The following is a 19158-nucleotide window of genomic DNA, read 5'->3' as shown; positions in this document are numbered from 1 at the left end:
GAAAAAATGTTTCAAAAATTTTATTAAAGGCTTAAACCACCTGATTTAGCTTAAGCCAAGCTCGTTCAATTGAGCTCAAAATACCTTTAGCATCTAGCCCACAATCTTGTAGCATTTGACCATGTGACGCTTGCTGCAAAAACAAATCTGGCAGACCTAAATTAATGATAGGTTTAACAATTTGTTCTTGTGCCATGAACTCATTTACTGCACTGCCTGCACCACCCATAATTGCGTGTTCTTCAACAGTTACAAATAATTGTGTATGTTCAGCCAAATCACGAATAATTTTTTCATCCAGTGGTTTCACAAAACGCATATTTACAACACGCACGCCAACATCATGTTTTTGTGCAAACTGCTCAGCAGCTTCTATGGCAACCATAACGCGACTACCAAACGCTAAAATCGTAATCTGCTCATCACAAGCAGATTTAATTTCAGCAACTACTTCTGCCTTACCTAACTCAATAGCAGTTAGCTCTTGCTGAATTTCAACGCCTACCCCAGCACCACGTGGATAACGTACTGCTGCTGGTCCATTATAAGCATAGGCAGTGTGCAACATTTGGCGGCATTCATTTTCATCTTTTGGTGCCATGATGACCATGTTCGGAACTGTACGCATATATGCATAGTCATATGCACCAGCATGAGTTGGACCATCTTCACCAACCAAGCCTGCACGGTCAATTCCAAAAGTCACATCAAGATTTTGTAATGCGACATCATGAATAAGCTGGTCGTAACCACGCTGTAAGAATGTTGAATAGATCGCAACAACAGGTTTTAACCCTTCACAAGCCATGCCTGCTGCAAGTGTTACTGCATGCTGTTCGGCAATTGCAACATCGAAGAAACGTTTTGGAAATTCTTTAGCAAACTTAACCATGCCCGAACCTTCACACATGGCTGGGGTAATCGCTAATAAACGTTCATCTTGTGCAGCTTCGTCACACAACCATTGACCAAATACATCAGAATATTTTGGTGGTGTTTTACCTGCAGAAGTTGCATTAATTTTGCCAATTGCATGATAGGTAATTGGGTCAGCTTCTGCCGGAGTAAAGCCTTTACCTTTTTTAGTATAGACGTGGACTAAGCGTGGACCTTTACGTTTTTTCAAAGCATTAAATACTTGAACAAGTTGATTTACATCATGTCCATCGAAAGGACCGAAGTAATCAAAACCAATCGCTTTAAATAAATTATCGGCCGCATCTGTTGCCGATTGATGTAAACGAGAGTTGTACGTCCATTTCGGATGTGGCTGTACATACGCCTCGCCATGTTCATCGACATTAACTAAATGGCCTTTTTCCCAAATTGCAGCTAAATGCTTAGCAAAACCACCTGTACTGCAAGAAATCGACATGTCATTGTCATTAAGTACAACAATTAAATCGGCATCGTGTGCCACAGCATCGTTCATGGCTTCAAATGCCATACCTGCTGTCATTGCGCCATCACCCACAATACAAACGACTTCACATGGGTCATTTTGATAGCGACGTGCTAAAGACATTCCTAAACCGGCTGAAATTGCAGTTGATGAATGCCCTACGCCAAAAGTATCAAAAACTGATTCTTCTCTAGCTGGAAATGCTGCTAAACCGTTCTTAGCACGGATTGTTGTCATTTGCTCACGGCGACCAGTCAAGACTTTGTGTGGATACGCCTGATGTCCTACATCCCAAACTAATCGGTCATTTGGAGTATTAAAGCAATAATGCAGCGCAACCGTCAGCTCAACCACGCCGAGGTTAGCACCGAAATGGCCACCACTCTGGCCTGCTGCATATAAAATATATTGACGCAACTCATCAGCCACTTGAACCAATTGGCTATGCTCGAGCTGACGTAATTGTTGAGGATGATCAATTGCATCTAACAATGGCGTAACAGGGCGTTGAGTTGGAATTTCGGTATACAACATATGTGGCAAAGCCTTTATAAGCCTGGCAAATCCTAAGCTGGGTCAAAATGGGTCGATCATACAATCGAATGAAGTCACCTTCAATCAGCCACATTTGCGAACGAGGTCATGCAAAGCAGTCTCTCATACAGTATGGGTATGGTTGGCAGATTATCCTGAATAATCTGACTATTTATCAACTATTATCGTCTTCTTTATACAAAAAAGAAAACCTTAGTGCTCAAAATGATTATGACAATTCGACCAATCTCCCAGCATTACGCTATACTTTAAACCGTTTTCGGTTAAAAGATGAGTTAATCTGTGCCTATAGAGTTCATTGCAACATCAAAACTCCCGACCGCTTTTGGTGAATTCAATATTTCTGTGTTTCAAGATCCAGTATCAGGTGAAGAACATGTGGCACTTTCTAAAGGGTTAGAAAATCCACCCACAGGCCCTGTTTTAGTACGTGTTCATTCAGAATGCTTAACAGGTGATGCTTTTGCGTCATTAAAATGTGACTGCGGCCCTCAATTACAGGCAACTCAAAAGCTCATTAACGAAGCAGGTCAAGGCGTTATTTTATATTTACGCCAAGAAGGCCGTGGTATTGGGCTTACAAATAAAATTCGTGCGTATGCCTTACAAGATCAAGGTCATGACACGGTAGATGCAAATTTACTTTTAAATTTGCCAGCTGATGCACGCCGTTATGACATGTGTAGCATTATGCTTGACCATTTAAAAGTAAAAGAAGTTAAGTTAATTACTAACAATCCTTTGAAAATTCAGGCACTCAAGGATCAAGGTATAAATGTGGTTGGTCGTGTTCCGTTAACGGTTGGACGTAATCCTTTTAATGAACAATATTTAAAAACTAAACGTGAACGCATGGATCACCTTTATCAAAAAGATGACTTCTAAAATAAAATTATAAATTTAAAAATAATTGGAAGGGATTTTTAAGACATTTCTTAAAAATCCCTTACTTTTTTTATGGTTTTGTGTTTTGATGTATCTATCTCCTATCTCAATCATCTTTGAGGGTCACTATGCAGCATCCGACTTCAACAGATATTCAACGTGTCCGCGAATTTCTCCTCGATTTACAAGCCCGTATTTGTGCTGGTTTAGAACAACAAGAAAAAGCTGGCGGTGGTACGAGTGAATTTATTATTGATGATTGGGAACGTCCAGAAGGTGGTGGCGGTCGTTCACGAGTTTTACAAAATGGCACCGTGATTGAAAAAGGTGGTGTGATGTTTTCTCACATCAACATTAGTAAACTGCCCGCTTCTGCTACAGAAAGACATCCTCAAATTGCTGGTGCTAAAGCACAAGCGCTTGGTGTGTCATTAGTGATTCACCCTAAAAACCCAAATATTCCAACTTCTCATGCCAATGTACGTTTATTCGTTGCAGAACGTGAAGGACAAGACCCAATTTGGTGGTTTGGTGGTGGTTTTGACTTAACACCGTTCTATCCAGATGAACAAGATGTTATCGATTGGCATCAAGCCGCACATGACCTATGCCAGCCTTTTGGTGACAATGTCTATGCTGAACATAAAAAATGGTGTGATGACTATTTCTATCTAAAGCATCGAGATGAACAGCGTGGTGTCGGTGGTTTATTCTTTGATGATTTAAATTGCTGGGATTTCGAAACCTGCTTTAAATATATTCAAGCTGTAGGTAATGGTTATTTAAATGCCATTCTCCCAATTTTTGAAAAACATCGTGAACAGCCTTATACCGAAGCTCAACGAGAGTTCCAGCTTTACCGTCGTGGTCGCTATGTCGAATATAATTTAGTCTATGACCGCGGAACATTGTTTGGCTTACAAACAGGTGGACGTATTGAGTCGATTTTAGTTAGCTTACCTAATCTAGCTGCATGGTCATATCGTCCAGAATGGGATGAAGACTCACCAGAGAAACGTTTAACCGACTATTACTTAAAACCACGTGATTGGTTAAACCTAAAAGAAAAAGTTGCTTAATTTTTTGCTTTTTGGAGATTCTTTGGCTTCCACCCTAAAGAATCTCCTTTTTTATTTTCACATTTCTGAATCTCATTCAAATATTTTTTCTTATTAAAATTTGGCTTATAGTGAGGCCTGCTGAAAATTCAGTACAGACTTTATCTGCCTCATGCCATTTTAAAATTTTGGATATAAGAATGACCAAACAGTTTGCAGTAATTGGCAACCCCATCGAACAATCACGCTCTCCTGAATTGCATCATGCTTTCGCTCAAAAAACAGGTGTTGACCTAGACTACCAAAAACGTCTTGCCCCTCTTGATGGTTTTGAGCCAAGTATGCGTAGTTTCTTTGAAAATGGCGGGAGTGGCATGAACGTTACCGTGCCGTTTAAAGAACAGGCATTTGCTTTGTGTGATGTGCTGACTGAACGCGCTCAAATTGCTAAAGCTGTAAATACACTTTGGATGGAAGATGGTAAATTGTATGGTGACAATACAGATGGCCAAGGCTTAGTTGCCGCAATTCAAGCTTTAGATTGGAACTTAGAAAATACAACTGTTTTAATTTTAGGCGCTGGTGGTGCAACTCGTGGTGTTATTTACCCGCTTGTGCAGGCTGGCGCTAAAAAGATTGTGATTGCAAACCGGACTCTTGCTCGTGCTGAACAACTTGTAAATGACCTAAAAGCAGCAGTTCCGCAAGCTCAATTGCAAGCAGTTTCTCTAAATGAGCTAGAAGGGAAATTTGATATTGTAATTAATGCAACTTCTGCAAGCCTGTCTGGTGATGCATTACAACTACCAGAAAGTCTAGAGTTCAAATATGCCTATGAGATGGCCTATGGCAAGCCATCTAGCTTTCTTGATCAAGCTAAACAACGCAATGTGCCTTATGCAGAAGGTTTTGGCATGCTAGTTGGCCAAGCCATTGAAGCCTTCTATATCTGGAATGGCGTAAAGCCAGAATTAAAAGATTTTCTATAAGTCAAAAAAAGAACCTACACGAAGTAGGTTCTTTTTTATTTCATCTATTATTTTTTAGCTGTAACCATCTGCTTATAAACATCTCGGAAAATCTCATAATCAATAAATTCATTATGTTCAGGTTTTAACTTCTGAATTGTTTTTTCCGTAAGTTGCTGTTTGCGAGCAGCGACATAAACCTTACCTAAAATATCAGCTGTTTCTGACAACAAGTGTTTTTCTTCATCAGAACTACCATTTTGTTTTTCAAACTCTAATTGATACTGTTTTGAGAAAAGCTGTTCAGGTTGCTTATATTGTTTCTGTAGTTTTTGCCATGCTTCACGCCCAGCTTCACCTTGTATTGTTGTGATCACAATATGGTCCACAGCTCGACCCAAGTCATTATCAAACTGATCTTCTTGTTCAAGATGATGCTTTTTCTGCAATGCCTCAATACGTTCTAAAGCTTTGTCTTGAGGGTTATAAGTTTCCTCTTCAGAGAACCAATAAGCATAGACCTCGGCAATTTCTTGCAACTGTTGAACTGAATAATAATTAATATATGACGGTTTTTCGGCAGTCAATTTTGCAATAAACACAGCCTTATACGTTTTGTCATAAGCACGTGTTGCATCATAAGTTTGGTTAGCCAACAGCGCTAGAGTCGAGTCTAAATCTTGTACATCGCTATGTGCACCAACTGGATGCTCAGAAACATCACCCTGTCCAAGTTTTTCACTAAATCCTTTTACGAAGTTTTCAAATAAAGAACCTTTGCTTGCCTCTGCAACTGATTTAGCCTGTTTAAGCTGCTGCTGATTAATTGGGGTCGCTTTACCATAATTGAGAATTTGCATGTCTGCTTTAATATTAAAGCGATGGTTAAATTCAGCTGGTGTATACGCAATATCATAATCCGCGTTGACTAAACGGCCCTTTTCATCCAGTCCGACATCAATCGCAACCGGATTTCTTTGTTTTGGTAAAGCTTGTTCAATTTCTGCCTTATGCTTGTTCCATAGAGCTTTGAATGCTTCATCATCAACAAACTGGTTTTGATCATAAGCAGCAAAAGTTTGTTTCAACGCAGCTTGACGAGCTTTAATCTGAGTTTTTTCGGTATTTCCAGCGCTCTGATCAAGCACATCAATACCGTAAATTTGACAGTAATTAATATCACCTAAGGCAACGGGACTTTTTTGAGACTGTAATTCAACACACTGATCTTCTGTAAGTGAAGCCACTTCTTCATCTTGTGTGACTTCTTCAGCATCTGCTACAGCAACATCTTCGGCTTGAGCCGTATCAGAAGCTTCCTCTTCGGCTGCACCAGCTTGAACTGCACTTGATTGGTCTTCATCATACTCAGAATCTAAAGCATTACCGAAATGAGCATTAATCAGTGAGTAAAGTTGTTGGCTAACTGCTGCTGCATCTTCTGAAGAAACTTTCTGCTCTTCAGCACCACTTACCTTTCTCTTCGCTTCCGAAGCAGCTAATTCAGTTGCTATAGATTCGGCAATTTTTTCTTCATCAAAACCGAAAACATTTTTTTGCAGATATTTAGCATTGACCTGACTATAGAGCTCCGATTGTAGCAATAACGCTTCAACCGTATCTTTTAAACGAATTTTTTCTACAATTCCCGCTTTACGCTCAGCGTCACTAACTGATAAACGCTGTAAATTTTGTGGTTCAGCCAAACGATAAGATACAGCGCCAGAAGCTTTCGCATATTCAACGAATTTCTTCATATCGACATTCGTAAACAGATTTTTATACTTTGAAAAATCGACATACGCTAAATTATTTTGATTATCTTTATTGACCAGATAAGGCATTAATCCAAAATAATTAACGTAAAATTTATAATCTTTCAGATCAAGTACCATTGGCAATTTTGCCTGTACCAAAAGTGTCGGTTTTTCATACCTTGCTGTAAGGTTTAAAGACCCCATTTTTTGACGATAATGAACCGAACCATCGTAACTAAATTGAAGATCATTTAATAAATTAATTAATACGGCGTTTACTTTTTCTGAGCGTGATTCACCGGAAATGCCTGAATCCGCTTGCTCATTTGCAATTGCGGCATACAGCGCCTGCTTCTGTTTTTTATTCAAATTAATTTTTTGTTCACGTAAATATTGATCTACTTTTTTTTGCACTGCAGCATCTAGCTGCACTGTTTTTTCTACATTATTTATTTTTTTTGACTGATTTGGATCAACACTAACTTTAAAATGCCCACGATAGTCATAGCTTGGGTATTCATATATTGCATTCATACCCTGAATGACTTTTTGATCTAACTGAGTAGATGCTACCGATGGACGTAGGTTATGCTGCGCACAAGCGGTCAAACCCAAACTAAATAAACATAAACTGAGATATTTTAAATGCATAACCTTTTTTAAAACCTTATCGCTTTATCTTTTTAACAAAACTTGCTAAAAATAAGAAAATTAGTTGTTTTTTCACATAAAAGTATAAGTCCTGAATGTAGCAGAAATTATAATTTCAGGTGTATTTATTTTCGACAAAATTCGCTTTTCTGACATTTCTTTCGGGTGCGATTAACATTGTATTTTTATCATGCGAGTGAATAATCAAATCATCGATACAGATAATCCCACAATGATTCAAAATTAGGATTAAAGCCATGCCAGCATATAAAGCTCCGCTACACGATATCCGCTTCTTAATGAATGAAGTACTAGATTACCCTGCTCACTATAAAACTTTATCAAATGGTGAAAATGCTGATCCAGATACTGTTGATATGATTCTTGAAGGTGCGGCAGATTATTGTGAAAACGTATTGTCGCCACTTAACCAATCTGGTGATGAAGAAGGTTGCCATTTTGACAACGGCGAAGTAACTACTCCTAAAGGCTTTAAAGAAGCTTATGACCAATTCGTAATGGGCGGTTGGCAAGGTCTTTCTTACCCAGAAGAATTTGGTGGTCAAGGCCTTCCAATGTCTTTAAACCTGATTAAATCAGAGATGATGGGTACTGCAAACTGGTCATTTACCATGTACCCAGGTTTAAGTTCTGGTTGTATGAACACTATTTTGCAATTCGGTACTGATGAGCAAAAACAAACATACATGCCTAAGCTTGTTGAAGGCACTTGGAGCGGCACAATGTGCTTAACCGAACCTCAATGTGGTACAGACTTAGGGCAGGTAAAAACTAAAGCTGAACCTCAAGCAGACGGTAGTTACAAAATCACCGGTACAAAAATCTTCATTTCTGCTGGTGAACATGATTTAACTGAAAACATCATTCACATCGTACTTGCACGCCTTCCGGATGCACCTGCTGGTACGCGCGGTATCTCATTATTCATCGTACCAAAATTCATGCCTACAGCTGATGGCGGTGTTGGTGAACGTAATACAGTCGCTTGTGGTTCAATCGAACACAAGATGGGTATCCGTGCATCTGCAACTGCGGTACTCAACTTTGATAATGCAACTGGTTATTTAATCGGTGAAGTGAACAAAGGCCTACATGCAATGTTTACCTTCATGAATACAGCACGTATTGGTACTGCTGTTCAAGGTATTGCACACGCTGAGTTATCTTTCCAAGGCGCATTACCATATGCCAAAGATCGTATGTCAATGCGTGCGCTTTCTGGTAAAAAAGATCCAGATAAAGTTGCTGATGCAATCATTCACCATGCAGACGTACGCCGTATGTTGTTAACTCAAAAAGCAATCGCTGAAGGCGGTCGTTCTATGATTTACTACGCTGCTCAAATCGCTGACAAAATGACAGATGCTTTAGCACGTGGTGATCAAGCTGCTTTTGAAGACTACGATGATAAACTTGGTTTCTATACACCAATTTTAAAAGGTTTCTTAACTGAACTTGGTTTAGAAGCTGCTAACCATGGTATGCAAGTTTACGGTGGCCATGGCTACATTAAAGAATGGGGTATGGAGCAAATCGCACGTGATGCACGTATTGCGACTTTGTATGAAGGAACAACTGGTGTTCAAGCACTCGACTTAATTGGTCGTAAAGTGTTGTTAAGTTCAAAAGGTAAAGTAGTTCGTGAATACACTGCTGAAATCTTAAAATTCTGTGCTGCACATGCACGTAATAAATATTTACGTCGTTTTGCTTGGGACTTAACTAAGCTTTGTGCTCAGTGGAACACTTTAACAGTTCGTATCATGCTTGCTGCACGTAAAGACCGCGACATCGTATCTTCTGCTTCTGTAGATTTCTTGATGTTCTCAGGCTACGTGATGATGGCTTATTTCTGGGCTCAACAAGCTGTGGTTGCTTCTGAAAAATTAGAAGCAGGTAACGGCCAAGAAACTGCTGAGTTCTATAAAGCAAAAATCAAAGTTGCTGATTTCTACTTTGACCGTTTATTGCCACGCGCTCAAGGTCATGCAGAATCAATGGTGACTACATCTCGCACATTAACATCATTACCAGTTGAACACTTTAGCTTCGACTACTAATGATTTTTAAGTCATAAAATAAAAAGAGCGCAATTTAATATTGCGCTCTTTTTTATATTTATCGGATATCTATTCTTTAGTTAAAACATAAGCCCGATTTGGAACAAAATAGTTTTGCTCTAAAAATTCACGATTTTTTCCATAGTCGCTATAAAGTAATTTTTCTAAATTTGTGACCAATCTTTTATTTGAATCAATATTAAAATAAAAATTAACTTTAGATAATGGACATTGAATCGTTAACTCACGCTCTTTTTCATCCACTTTCCAATTTAGAGTAGGACATAATTGATTTACAGCGGCACTTTTAGCCCCGTCTTTACTTCCCACACGACCAAAATGAACAACATTCCAATAAGCCGACCCATTTGGTAATAAATTTAAAATGTACTCTGCTTCGCCTGATTCACAATCAGCAAAAGCATCCTCGCATGAAATACGAGTATGATATCGCCCTACATATTGCAATGAGGCTGCGTTTAATTTATGGGTTTGATCTGAGGTATCTTCAGGTAAGAAAGTTCGTCCAGCGACATAATCCAATGTTTTTATAGATGTACTACTTTTTATTAAGTTTTCTTCATGATTAGAACTAGAACTTGTAGTCGAGTGATCTTTTGAATTGGTATGGTTTATATCGCAAGCACTCAGTGTCATGCACATCGCAGCCACTACAACCACATGCTTAACTGAAAAACGAGACCACTTCAAAGACATATACATTATTCACAGATAACAGCAACAGCTCTATTTACACTTCAAATCAAGTATTAGCTGATTGCCGCTTTAAACTCTTAAGCCCTGAAAAGGTGCATTTTAGTAGATGTTGGTTTCGTTCCTTTCAATCCTTTACATATTTTAACTATTTTACTTTTTAAAGGACTTTAAACCCGTTATTTCATCTCCATATTTTTATTAAGCAAGAGCAATAGCTTCTTGTAACTTTTATCTTTAAGGAGAATTAGATGGCCAGTTCTGGTTTATATCGCTCGAACCGACACAGCATGATCGCCGGTGTAATGGGTGGTATTGCTGAACGTTTTGGTTGGAACGTAACTTTACTACGTGTCATTTTTGTTTTGATCTCAATTATGAGTGCTGCCTTTCCAGGAATTTTAGTTTATCTGGTTTTAGGGTTAGTGATTCCGAAAAAACAGCCAGAACATATTGAAGGCTATCGACAATCCGTCCGAACAGTAAATGAAGAACAAGTACGTTAATTCATAACTTTGGTCGCTACGGTTGCATCCCCTAATCAACCGTAGCTTTTTTTATTCTAAAAATTATAACTTTCGATTTAACTGTTGCTGTAATGCAGCAATCATATCTGCACGGCTAATCATTCCTATAAGCTTACGATCTTCAACAACAGGAATGTAATTAAAAGACTTTTCAACAAAGTATGGCACTAAATCTTGAATAGGTTGAGTTGGCAGTACGGTAACCACTCGACGGCTCATAATTTGTTTTACATAATGCTGCCAAGAATTCCTCGGGTCGGCTGCACCTTTAAACCACTCTACGACTTCATATAACGCTAAAGTTCCGACCAAATGGTTTTCTGCATTTACTACAGGTAGGCTCATTAAGTTCACTTGTTTAAACTTATCGAGTGCCTGATGAATATCATCATCTTCATGTAGTTTAATCACATCACGGCTCATAATATCCTGACAGATATATTGATTTACCATACGCTCATTGGCATGTTCCTGAGCTTCTAAAATGATTTTTTCTAAGTCGTATTGGCTAATATCTAAAAGTTCAGTGTGATGGCCTAATGCATACTCAATATCTTTCGGCTGAATTGATACTTTTTGAGTTGGCGTTGGGTCTTTACTTCGCTCATTTAAATGCGCGGTAACCGGATAATGTCGCCCAATCAATCGATTAAAGAAAACAGCGAACCCAAGTAGAAGTAACGAATTGAGTAAAACTGGATAAAAAATAAAGTAAAAGCCCAACTTATGAATTGCTGCACCACCCAACACAGCCGTAATTGCGACAGCACCACTCGGCGGGTGCAAAGAGTCGGTGGTCATCATTAAAAATATGGCAAAACCTACCGCGACACTAAAAGCTGTGGTTAAATCAGGAATCCACTGCGCACAAGCAACCCCAATAATTCCGGCTAATGTATTACCGACAATAACATTCCATGGTTGAGCCAAGGGACTGGTCGGCACAGCAAAAAGAAGAACAGATGAGGCGCCCATTGGGGCGATGTACCAAGCATTAATTCCACCGAGAACATACCAGCTAATTAAGGAGGAAATTGCTAAACCACACAACGCTCCAATACCGCAAAGTAACCGTTCTTTTAAGGGTAAAATCTTAAAATTTGGCTTTAAAATCTGTAACCATTCTCGCTGTATAACACTCACAGTACACCTTAGGGGATATGCCGTCATTTATAACGGGCAAAAGTATACGCCCAAAGCCACATAAAGTGCATTTAAATTATACCTTTCAACAGTAAGAAAACTGGCTGAACTATTTTTTATGATTTTAAAACTTTAATATTCCATCAATTTTTCATTTAAATAACGCCAGTAACGCTTTGGCAAATATTGCACATGAAGTTTTATATTCTGGCGTTCTGTAATATTTACGCTGTTAAAATAATCCTTCCAAAGCTGATCATATAAAACTTCCTGCTCATCAAGCTCAAGCTGAAAGCTTTGGCTCATTCCATTTTTTAAATTGCGGTCAACTTCAGAGGCTTCGAGTGAAACTTCATGTATTTCACGTAAATCATAATAAAGCCCGAACTTGCGTTGCTCGTCATAAATAAGCCAACGCTGATCTTGATAGCGCCGTTTAAAATGCGGCTGAATAAGCGGTAAAACATTAAAATCAGGACGTACTAAACTTAAAAAAAGCTCATCTTTAGTTTTCTTAAACCGAATAAAAGCTTCCATCCGATGCTTCTCTCGCCCGACCTTTTTCGTCCATTGTGCAATCGCTAAAACACTAGGATTTGAATAATCTTTTTCTATGGAAACATGACTAGTAAACACATAGAAACAGTAATTAAATAAGTGCTGATAGGCATCTAAAGATTCAGATAAAGAGGCAAAATAAAATTGTTTTAATGAAGAAGATGAAAGCTTTTTTTGTAGCGCTGACCAAACACGCTCGGCATGTTGCTCATTATTTGAAACCTCAATTTTATCAGCAAATAAGCCATGTTGAGCTGCATCATTCAAGCAAAGCCTAACCTGTAATTCTTTAAATTGAAATGCACGAAAAACACAGCTCAGCAGCCCAACCATCGAACCATCAAAATAGTAAGCTACTTCATCATTAAACATGACTAAAACCCAAGGCTTAATTGTGGCGAGAGTTGCTGCACATATTTCGAAGATCCCTGCGTTAAAATCTGCTGCCGAATAAAACTTGAGGATAATTCTTTTTGGAATTTAGGACTGTCTTCACAGCGAATAAAGAATTTTGCACGTTGGTAAGCCACGCCTAGTTTTTTAAGTAAATCGATATGAATTTTTCCAAAACGACGAGCCTGCACAATTTTCTTAGCCGATTTCACGCCAATGCCCGGTACACGCAAAATCATTTGATAATCAGCACGATTTAAATCTACTGGAAACTGTTCAGGATGCCTTAAAGCCCAGCTTAATTTCGGGTCTACATCAAGGTCTAAGTTTGGGTGTTTTTCATTGACGATTTCATTAACCTCAAAACCATAAAAACGCATCAACCAATCGCTTTGATAGAGTCGGTTTTCCCGTAGTAATGGCGGTGCAGAACCCACTGCTGGCAAGTAATTATTTTCGGTATTAATTGGGATATAACCAGAAAAATAGACGCGTTTGAGTTTAAATTCTTTGTAATGCTTGTCTGCCATAAACAAGACATCTTGGTCTGACTCTTGATGGGCCCCCACTACCATTTGTGTGGTCTGCCCTGCTGGTACATATTTCGGCACATGCTTAATGATTTGTCGCTCATCTTTAAGCTGAATGAGCCTGTCACGGACCAAACCTAAATCTTTTTGCACTTCCTGATGTGATTTTTCGGGTGCAAAAGTTTTTAGCCCAACCTCGGTCGGCATCTCTAAATTAATACTCATCCGGTCAGCATATAAACCTGCTTCATGAATCAGTTCAGGCGATGCTCCCGGAATCGTTTTTAGATGAATATAACCATTAAAGTTTTCTTCAAGGCGCAACTTCTTTACGACTTGAAGCATACGCTCCATCGTATGATCTGCCGATTTAAAAATGCCAGAGCTTAAAAATAAGCCTTCGATATAATTACGACGGTAAAAATTAATGGTTAAGTCTACAACCTCTTGCACCGTAAATGCTGCACGCTGGACATCATTAGAACGGCGTGAAACACAGTAGGCGCAGTCAAAAATACATACATTACTAAATAGAATTTTTAAGAGAGATACACAGCGGCCATCTTCGGTATAGCTATGGCAAATTCCTGAATGGCTGGCATCTCCTAAACCTTTATCTTTATTTTTACGGTCACTGCCACTTGATGAACAAGACACATCATATTTAGCAGCATCAGCAAGAATCTGTAGTTTTTCCCGAATGCGATCAGACATATCAAACGACTCATTTATGGCATCGTTTAAAAAATATCATTTTGCATTCTTAAATTTAATCCAGTGAAGTACGCTATGCGTCATGAGGTGACGTTTAAAATAATCCGTCTTAATTAACGTATTCTTCTAGTTGCTTTACACGCTCGGCATACTCTTGCATTGGGCAATATGAATACATCGGTGAACCAATGTATGAGCCTGCATTACTACATTCCTGATCTACATAAGCTTTCCAAAGTCGCTGAGATTTTAAAATATCTTGGTAACGTTCTGGCTGTTTGTATTCTTCGCTTTGTGTACGAATTTGATCAATCAGAGCAACTATTTTTTCTTCATAAGTCTTTTTAGCTTGTTCAGAACAGCTATGCACGACCATGTTATTAATACTTTCAAGCTTCATTTCTTTAATGGTCTGGTCTACGCATTGGTTGTATTCATCTTGCTCATCAGTTTCGGTCTGCGCATATAGCCATGTACTACAAAAAAGGCTGGATAAAACAATAAGTTTGCAGCAAAATTTCAGCATAATTTATTCTCGATTCTATAATTTTTAATATGCTTGAATATAACAAAAAAATGATTATTCGCGCACTTGCGCTAGCTCCCATCCCTTTGTTGAGTATATCTGCCTTAGGAATAATCATCTTCAATACGGAATTTAATCTTTATTCGGTTGCAGTTATTTTTCTAGCCCATTTCTTATTTTATTTACTTTTTTATGGCCTTCTGGTTATTCCTTTCGCATATATCACTTCATATTTTCTCGCGCGTAAAAATCGTTTAAATCTGATAAGTATTTTTATCTGTGCAACTGTCATCTGGATTTTGATTAGCCCTATTACGCGCTTAATTTTTGTCGGTTCATTCCCTTCTCCTTGGTGGCATATTTATAAGATCTATAGTTTTTATCTTATGATTTTATTTACCAGCTTTTGTTACTGGTTAGGCTTGGAATGGCTGAGGCGAAAACAAATCGGCTAAACACATATTCCTGTGATTAAGCCTTTGCCACTCCCCCACAAAATCCTTATACTTAGGGGCAATTTTTCTCATAAATTCGTGGATGCTACATGAGTCGCGCCATCTCGCACATTGATACATTTCAGGGCTTAATTCTTGCCCTACAAAACTATTGGGCCGAACAAGGCTGCGTCGTACTACAACCTTACGACATGGAAATGGGCGCTGGAACATTCCACACCGCAACATTCTTACGTGCTTTAGGGCCTGAAACTTGGAATGCTGCATACGTTCAACCTTCACGTCGTCCAAAAGATGGTCGCTATGGTGAAAACCCAAACCGTTTGCAACACTACTACCAATTCCAAGTGGTGCTTAAGCCAAATCCAGATAACATCCAACAGCTTTATCTTGATTCTTTAAAAGCAATTGGGATTGATACGCTTACTCACGATATTCGCTTCGTAGAAGACAACTGGGAATCTCCAACGCTAGGTGCTTGGGGCTTAGGTTGGGAAGTTTGGCTTAACGGTATGGAAGTAACTCAGTTCACTTACTTCCAACAAGTTGGTGGTGTTGAATGTTACCCAGTAACAGGTGAAATCACTTACGGTTTAGAACGTCTTGCAATGTACCTTCAAGGTGTTGACTCGGTTTATGACCTTGTTTGGACCAAAGGCCAATTTGGTACTGTGACTTACGGCGACGTATTCCATCAAAATGAAGTTGAGCAATCGACTTATAACTTTGAATACGCTCCAGTTGAGAAACTATTTGAACTGTTTGATTTTTACGAATCAGAAGCAAACCGTTTAATTGAAGCAAAACTTTCTCTTCCTGCTTATGAGCAAGTTGTTAAAGCATCTCATACCTTTAACTTGCTAGATGCACGTGGCGCAATTTCTGTGACTGAGCGTCAACGTTACATTTTACGTGTACGTACTTTAGCGCGTGCTATTGCACAAAGTTATGTACAAGCACGTGCAGAGCTTGGCTTCCCAATGGCAGAACCACACTTGCGTGATGAAGTATTGGCACAGCTAAAAGCACAAGCTGAAAGTGAAGCAGCAAAGGCGGAGAAAAACTAATGAGCAAACATACTGTTTTATTCGAACTTGGCTGTGAAGAACTTCCACCAAAAAGCTTAAAAACTTTACGTGATGCATTACAGGCAGAAACGGTAAAAGGCTTAAAAGATGCGGGCTTAAACTTCGCCTCAATCGAAGCTTATGCAGCTCCACGTCGTTTAGCGCTTAAAATTGTTGATATCGATGCTGCTCAAGCGGACACTCAAAAACGTTTTGACGGCCCTGCTGTTCAAGCGGCTTACGATGCAGAAGGTAAACCGACTAAAGCACTTGAAGGCTTTATGCGTGGTCAAGGCATTACAGTTGATCAGCTTTCTACTTTCCAAGCAGGTAAAGTTGAAAAAGTTTGCTATTTAAAAGATGTGAAAGGTCAAAGCCTTGATGCTTTACTTCCACAGATTTTACAAACTGCATTAGACAATTTACCAATTGCTAAGCGTATGCGTTCTGCTGCAAGCCGTACCGAATTTGTACGTCCAGTGAAATGGGTTCTCTTACTTAAAGATGACCAAATTGTTGACGCCACTATTCAAGATCACAAAGCTGGCAATGTGACTTATGGTCACCGTTTCCATGCACCTGAAGCTGTGACTTTAGCGCATGCAAATGACTATTTAGCTGCTTTAGAGAAAGCTTACGTTGTTGCGAACTTTGAAAAACGTCAAGCAACCATTCAAGAACAAGTTAAAAAGTTAGCTGATGAAGTTAACGCAACCGCTATTGTTCCAAGTGACTTACTTGATGAAGTCACAAGTTTGGTTGAATGGCCTGTGGCTTTACGTGCAACTTTTGAAGAACGCTACTTAGCTGTTCCTCAAGAAGCTCTTATTACGACAATGCAAGACAACCAGAAGTATTTCTGTTTGATCAATAGCGAAGGTAAATTACAGCCTTACTTCATTACTGTTTCAAATATTGAGTCTAAAGATCCGACTCAAATTATTGAAGGTAACGAAAAAGTTGTTCGTCCTCGTTTGTCTGATGCTGAATTCTTCTTCTTACAAGATCAAAAGCAACCGCTTGCATCTCGTAAAGAAAAATTAGCAAACATGGTATTCCAAGCACAGCTTGGTACGCTTTGGGACAAATCAACACGTATTGCAAAACTTGCAGTTGCATTATCTTCAATCACTGGTGCAAACCCAGCAGATGCTGAAAAAGCTGCATTACTTGCTAAATGCGACTTAACTTCCGAGCTTGTTGGTGAATTCCCAGAACTTCAAGGTATTGCGGGTACTTACTACGCACGTATTGAAGGTGAAAACACTGAAGTTTCAGAAGCTTTAGGTGAGCAATATTTACCAAAATTTGCGGGTGATGTTTTACCTAAAACTAAAACAGGTACAACGATTGCTCTTGCTGACCGTTTAGATACACTTGTTGGTATTTTTGGTATTGGACAAGCACCTACAGGTTCTAAAGACCCGTTTGCTCTTCGCCGTTCAGCAATTGGTATCTTACGTTTAATCATTGAAAATGAATTAGATGTAACGATTGAAGAATTAGTTAATCTTGCCCTGCAAGGTTATGGCGATATCGTTAAAGACCACGACAAAACCCGTGCTGATGCTGTTACGTTCTTGGAAGGTCGTTACCGTGCTAAGTACGAAGACCAAGGCGTTGCTGTTGACGTACTTCAAGCCGTTCAAGCACTCGCACCGAAATCTCCACTTGATTTTGATAAGCGTGTAAATGCTGTTAACCACTTCCGCACATTACCTGAAGCTGCTGCGCTTGCTGCTGCAAACAAACGTGTTGCGAACATTCTTGCCAAAGAAGCAACACCTGAAGGTTCTGTAGTTGAAGCAAACTTGGTTGAAGCTGCTGAAAAAGCATTATTTGCTGAGCTTCAAGCAGTGACACCTGTGGTTGAGCCATTACTTGCAGCAAAAGATTACACTGCTGCCCTTTCTAAGCTTGCAGCACTTCGCGCGCCGATTGATGCATTCTTTGATGGCGTAATGGTAATGGCAGATGATGCTGACCTAAAAGCAAACCGTTTACGTTTATTAGCTCAGTTGCGTAACTTGTTTACTGCTGTAGCTGATGTGAGTGTCTTGCAGGGTTAAAATTATATAAAAATTAATTTTTGTATAATTAGACTTTAATAAAAACCATGTTTTCACTCTAGTTGGAAACATGGTTTTTTATTGAAGAATTTCATTCAATATAATTATAAATGATTATTTTACATTCAATTAATAAATAAGAATTATTTACTTCCTTCACTTTTTATCCACAATTCAATAAACTAAAACAAATAATTACCAAACTTAACAAAGTATCATTGCAATGAAAAACTTAAATTTATTACTCATATCAACATTACTATTTACTGGATGTGCAACGACCAAATCGATTCAATATCCAGCAGCGGGAAAACAAACCTCTCTTTCTGTTTCTTCAGAACAACTTTCTTCAATGACTGAATCAGGTGCAGGTGATTACTTTGTAAAGGAAAGCCAAATATTAGTTGGTGATGCAAGTAGTGCTTCAGCCAGTCCAGTTTCTGGAATGTTTGGCCTTATCGGAGTAGGTGTTGCAATGGCAATTGATAAAAATGCAAATAGTTCAGCCATTGAAAAAAGCTCTCTCAATCAACCTATTAAATTTGACCAGTTAATACATCAAAAAATTACTGACTCTCTCACCCAAAATAAAACAGATCCTACTCTCAAACTTCTAAGTTTAAATCAGGCATCTGAAATTAAAATTGTGCCTTATTCACGTCTCTCTTTCCGTGAAAAACCAATTGTAAAAGTAAATTTTGGATTAAAAACACAATTTAAAAATGCAGCGGACAATAATGCAGATACAAAACGCTTATATCACTATGTAAGTAAGGATCGTATTTCTTTATCTGAATGGGAAGCTCAAAATAATTTATTATTTATGAAAAAAGCAGATCAAGCATTTAGCGCTCTTAGCCAAGTATTCACTTTAGATTTACAACATCAATTAAATTTAAAAGCATTTGATGAGAATAAGCAAAAAAACTGTAAAACTAATGCAGATACATCCTTAGTTTCTTTTATCCAAACTCCTGACAATTTATGTGTTGGTGTAGTTAAAACAAGTAAAGGAGATGTATTCGAAAATAGTATTTATATTGTTGAGCAATAATAAATATTAACCAAAAAGATTAGAGAACTACTTAAATTTAAGTAGTTCTCT

The 19158-nt window shown here is 38.6% G+C and carries 16 protein-coding genes; 9 read left to right on the top strand and 7 right to left on the bottom strand.

All coding sequences use genetic code 11. From position 1 onward, the window contains the following. Positions 1 to 31: 31 nt before the first annotated feature. A complete protein-coding gene (gene dxs / locus MKL51_RS03420) occupies positions 32 to 1936 on the bottom strand; it encodes a 1-deoxy-D-xylulose-5-phosphate synthase (protein WP_002117085.1) in 1905 nt (634 codons plus the stop codon). 303 nt (positions 1937 to 2239) lie between these two features. On the opposite strand from dxs, the gene ribA reads away from it, so the two are divergent. The 3 genes from ribA to aroE all read left to right on the top strand — a co-directional run bounded on the left by ribA (position 2240) and on the right by aroE (position 4889). Next, positions 2240 to 2842: a GTP cyclohydrolase II gene (gene ribA / locus MKL51_RS03415; RefSeq protein ID WP_002116908.1), complete on the top strand. Its 603-nt coding sequence runs from the start codon at positions 2240 to 2242 to the stop codon at positions 2840 to 2842. 128 nt (positions 2843 to 2970) lie between these two features. After that, positions 2971 to 3921: an oxygen-dependent coproporphyrinogen oxidase gene (hemF, locus tag MKL51_RS03410; RefSeq protein ID WP_017481679.1), complete on the top strand. Its 951-nt coding sequence runs from the start codon at positions 2971 to 2973 to the stop codon at positions 3919 to 3921. A gap of 179 nt (positions 3922 to 4100) precedes the next feature. Then, positions 4101 to 4889, top strand: a complete 789-nt coding sequence (gene aroE / locus MKL51_RS03405; protein ID WP_017481680.1) for a shikimate dehydrogenase — start codon at positions 4101 to 4103, stop codon at positions 4887 to 4889. A gap of 47 nt (positions 4890 to 4936) precedes the next feature. Here aroE and MKL51_RS03400 read toward each other — a convergent pair whose 3' ends face one another. Then, a complete protein-coding gene (locus MKL51_RS03400) occupies positions 4937 to 7276 on the bottom strand; it encodes a hypothetical protein (RefSeq protein ID WP_017481681.1) in 2340 nt (779 codons plus the stop codon). A 257-nt stretch (positions 7277 to 7533) separates the two neighbouring features. Between MKL51_RS03400 and MKL51_RS03395 the strand changes: the two genes are divergently transcribed. Then, on the top strand, positions 7534 to 9357 hold the full coding sequence (locus tag MKL51_RS03395) for an acyl-CoA dehydrogenase C-terminal domain-containing protein (RefSeq protein WP_002116803.1): 1824 nt from the start codon (positions 7534 to 7536) through the stop codon (positions 9355 to 9357). A 69-nt stretch (positions 9358 to 9426) separates the two neighbouring features. On the opposite strand, the gene MKL51_RS03390 is transcribed toward MKL51_RS03395, so the two are convergent. After that, on the bottom strand, positions 9427 to 10074 hold the full coding sequence (locus MKL51_RS03390) for a hypothetical protein (RefSeq protein WP_081032081.1): 648 nt from the start codon (positions 10072 to 10074) through the stop codon (positions 9427 to 9429). A gap of 248 nt (positions 10075 to 10322) precedes the next feature. On the opposite strand from MKL51_RS03390, the gene MKL51_RS03385 reads away from it, so the two are divergent. Next, positions 10323 to 10577 carry a PspC domain-containing protein gene (locus tag MKL51_RS03385; RefSeq protein WP_270904177.1) on the top strand — a complete coding sequence of 85 codons (255 nt, stop codon included), beginning with the start codon at positions 10323 to 10325 and terminating at the stop codon, positions 10575 to 10577. 63 nt (positions 10578 to 10640) lie between these two features. Here MKL51_RS03385 and MKL51_RS03380 read toward each other — a convergent pair whose 3' ends face one another. The 4 genes from MKL51_RS03380 to MKL51_RS03365 form a co-directional block, all read right to left on the bottom strand. After that, on the bottom strand, positions 10641 to 11741 hold the full coding sequence (locus tag MKL51_RS03380) for an HPP family protein (RefSeq protein WP_017481683.1): 1101 nt from the start codon (positions 11739 to 11741) through the stop codon (positions 10641 to 10643). A gap of 132 nt (positions 11742 to 11873) precedes the next feature. After that, positions 11874 to 12671 carry a TIGR03915 family putative DNA repair protein gene (locus tag MKL51_RS03375; protein WP_270904176.1) on the bottom strand — a complete coding sequence of 266 codons (798 nt, stop codon included), beginning with the start codon at positions 12669 to 12671 and terminating at the stop codon, positions 11874 to 11876. A gap of 2 nt (positions 12672 to 12673) precedes the next feature. Further along, positions 12674 to 13936, bottom strand: coding sequence for a putative DNA modification/repair radical SAM protein (locus tag MKL51_RS03370; protein WP_014207773.1), 1263 nt, complete (start codon positions 13934 to 13936; stop codon positions 12674 to 12676). A gap of 109 nt (positions 13937 to 14045) precedes the next feature. Beyond that, complete coding sequence (locus tag MKL51_RS03365) at positions 14046 to 14462, bottom strand: lysozyme inhibitor LprI family protein (RefSeq protein WP_017481685.1); 417 nt, start codon at positions 14460 to 14462, stop codon at positions 14046 to 14048. 29 nt (positions 14463 to 14491) lie between these two features. On the opposite strand from MKL51_RS03365, the gene MKL51_RS03360 reads away from it, so the two are divergent. From MKL51_RS03360 to MKL51_RS03345, 4 genes are all read left to right on the top strand, one after another. Next, entirely contained in the window at positions 14492 to 14917 is a 426-nt protein-coding gene (locus tag MKL51_RS03360) for a hypothetical protein (protein WP_017481686.1), read from the top strand. A gap of 89 nt (positions 14918 to 15006) precedes the next feature. Continuing rightward, positions 15007 to 15984 (top strand): glycine--tRNA ligase subunit alpha, encoded by a 978-nt coding sequence (gene glyQ, locus MKL51_RS03355; RefSeq protein ID WP_002044989.1) that lies wholly within the window; start codon positions 15007 to 15009, stop codon positions 15982 to 15984. Continuing rightward, positions 15984 to 18053 (top strand): glycine--tRNA ligase subunit beta, encoded by a 2070-nt coding sequence (gene glyS, locus MKL51_RS03350; RefSeq protein ID WP_017481687.1) that lies wholly within the window; start codon positions 15984 to 15986, stop codon positions 18051 to 18053. Before glyQ ends, glyS begins: the two co-directional genes overlap by 1 nt. A 223-nt stretch (positions 18054 to 18276) precedes the next feature. Next, complete coding sequence (locus MKL51_RS03345) at positions 18277 to 19107, top strand: hypothetical protein (protein ID WP_002116648.1); 831 nt, start codon at positions 18277 to 18279, stop codon at positions 19105 to 19107. Positions 19108 to 19158 lie beyond the last annotated feature (51 nt).

Source organism: Acinetobacter sp. AOR18_HL (genome assembly GCF_027855145.1).
GTDB classification, from domain to species: domain Bacteria; phylum Pseudomonadota; class Gammaproteobacteria; order Pseudomonadales; family Moraxellaceae; genus Acinetobacter; species Acinetobacter pittii.
This window is presented reverse-complemented; position numbering and strand designations above follow the sequence as displayed.

Excerpts from the sequence above, each read along its gene's own strand:
- glyS (WP_017481687.1), top strand. The coding sequence starts at position 15,984 with ATGAGCAAACATACTGTTTTATTCGAACTTGGCTGTGAAGAACTTCCA.
- MKL51_RS03375 (WP_270904176.1), bottom strand. The coding sequence starts at position 12,671 with ATGTTTAATGATGAAGTAGCTTACTATTTTGATGGTTCGATGGTTGGG.
- MKL51_RS03385 (WP_270904177.1), top strand. The coding sequence starts at position 10,323 with ATGGCCAGTTCTGGTTTATATCGCTCGAACCGACACAGCATGATCGCC.
- glyQ (WP_002044989.1), top strand. The coding sequence starts at position 15,007 with ATGAGTCGCGCCATCTCGCACATTGATACATTTCAGGGCTTAATTCTT.
- MKL51_RS03390 (WP_081032081.1), bottom strand. The coding sequence starts at position 10,074 with ATGTCTTTGAAGTGGTCTCGTTTTTCAGTTAAGCATGTGGTTGTAGTG.
- aroE (WP_017481680.1), top strand. The coding sequence starts at position 4,101 with ATGACCAAACAGTTTGCAGTAATTGGCAACCCCATCGAACAATCACGC.
- MKL51_RS03365 (WP_017481685.1), bottom strand. The coding sequence starts at position 14,462 with ATGCTGAAATTTTGCTGCAAACTTATTGTTTTATCCAGCCTTTTTTGT.
- hemF (WP_017481679.1), top strand. The coding sequence starts at position 2,971 with ATGCAGCATCCGACTTCAACAGATATTCAACGTGTCCGCGAATTTCTC.
- MKL51_RS03395 (WP_002116803.1), top strand. The coding sequence starts at position 7,534 with ATGCCAGCATATAAAGCTCCGCTACACGATATCCGCTTCTTAATGAAT.
- MKL51_RS03400 (WP_017481681.1), bottom strand. The coding sequence starts at position 7,276 with ATGCATTTAAAATATCTCAGTTTATGTTTATTTAGTTTGGGTTTGACC.
- MKL51_RS03370 (WP_014207773.1), bottom strand. The coding sequence starts at position 13,936 with ATGTCTGATCGCATTCGGGAAAAACTACAGATTCTTGCTGATGCTGCT.
- dxs (WP_002117085.1), bottom strand. The coding sequence starts at position 1,936 with ATGTTGTATACCGAAATTCCAACTCAACGCCCTGTTACGCCATTGTTA.
- MKL51_RS03345 (WP_002116648.1), top strand. The coding sequence starts at position 18,277 with ATGAAAAACTTAAATTTATTACTCATATCAACATTACTATTTACTGGA.
- MKL51_RS03360 (WP_017481686.1), top strand. The coding sequence starts at position 14,492 with ATGCTTGAATATAACAAAAAAATGATTATTCGCGCACTTGCGCTAGCT.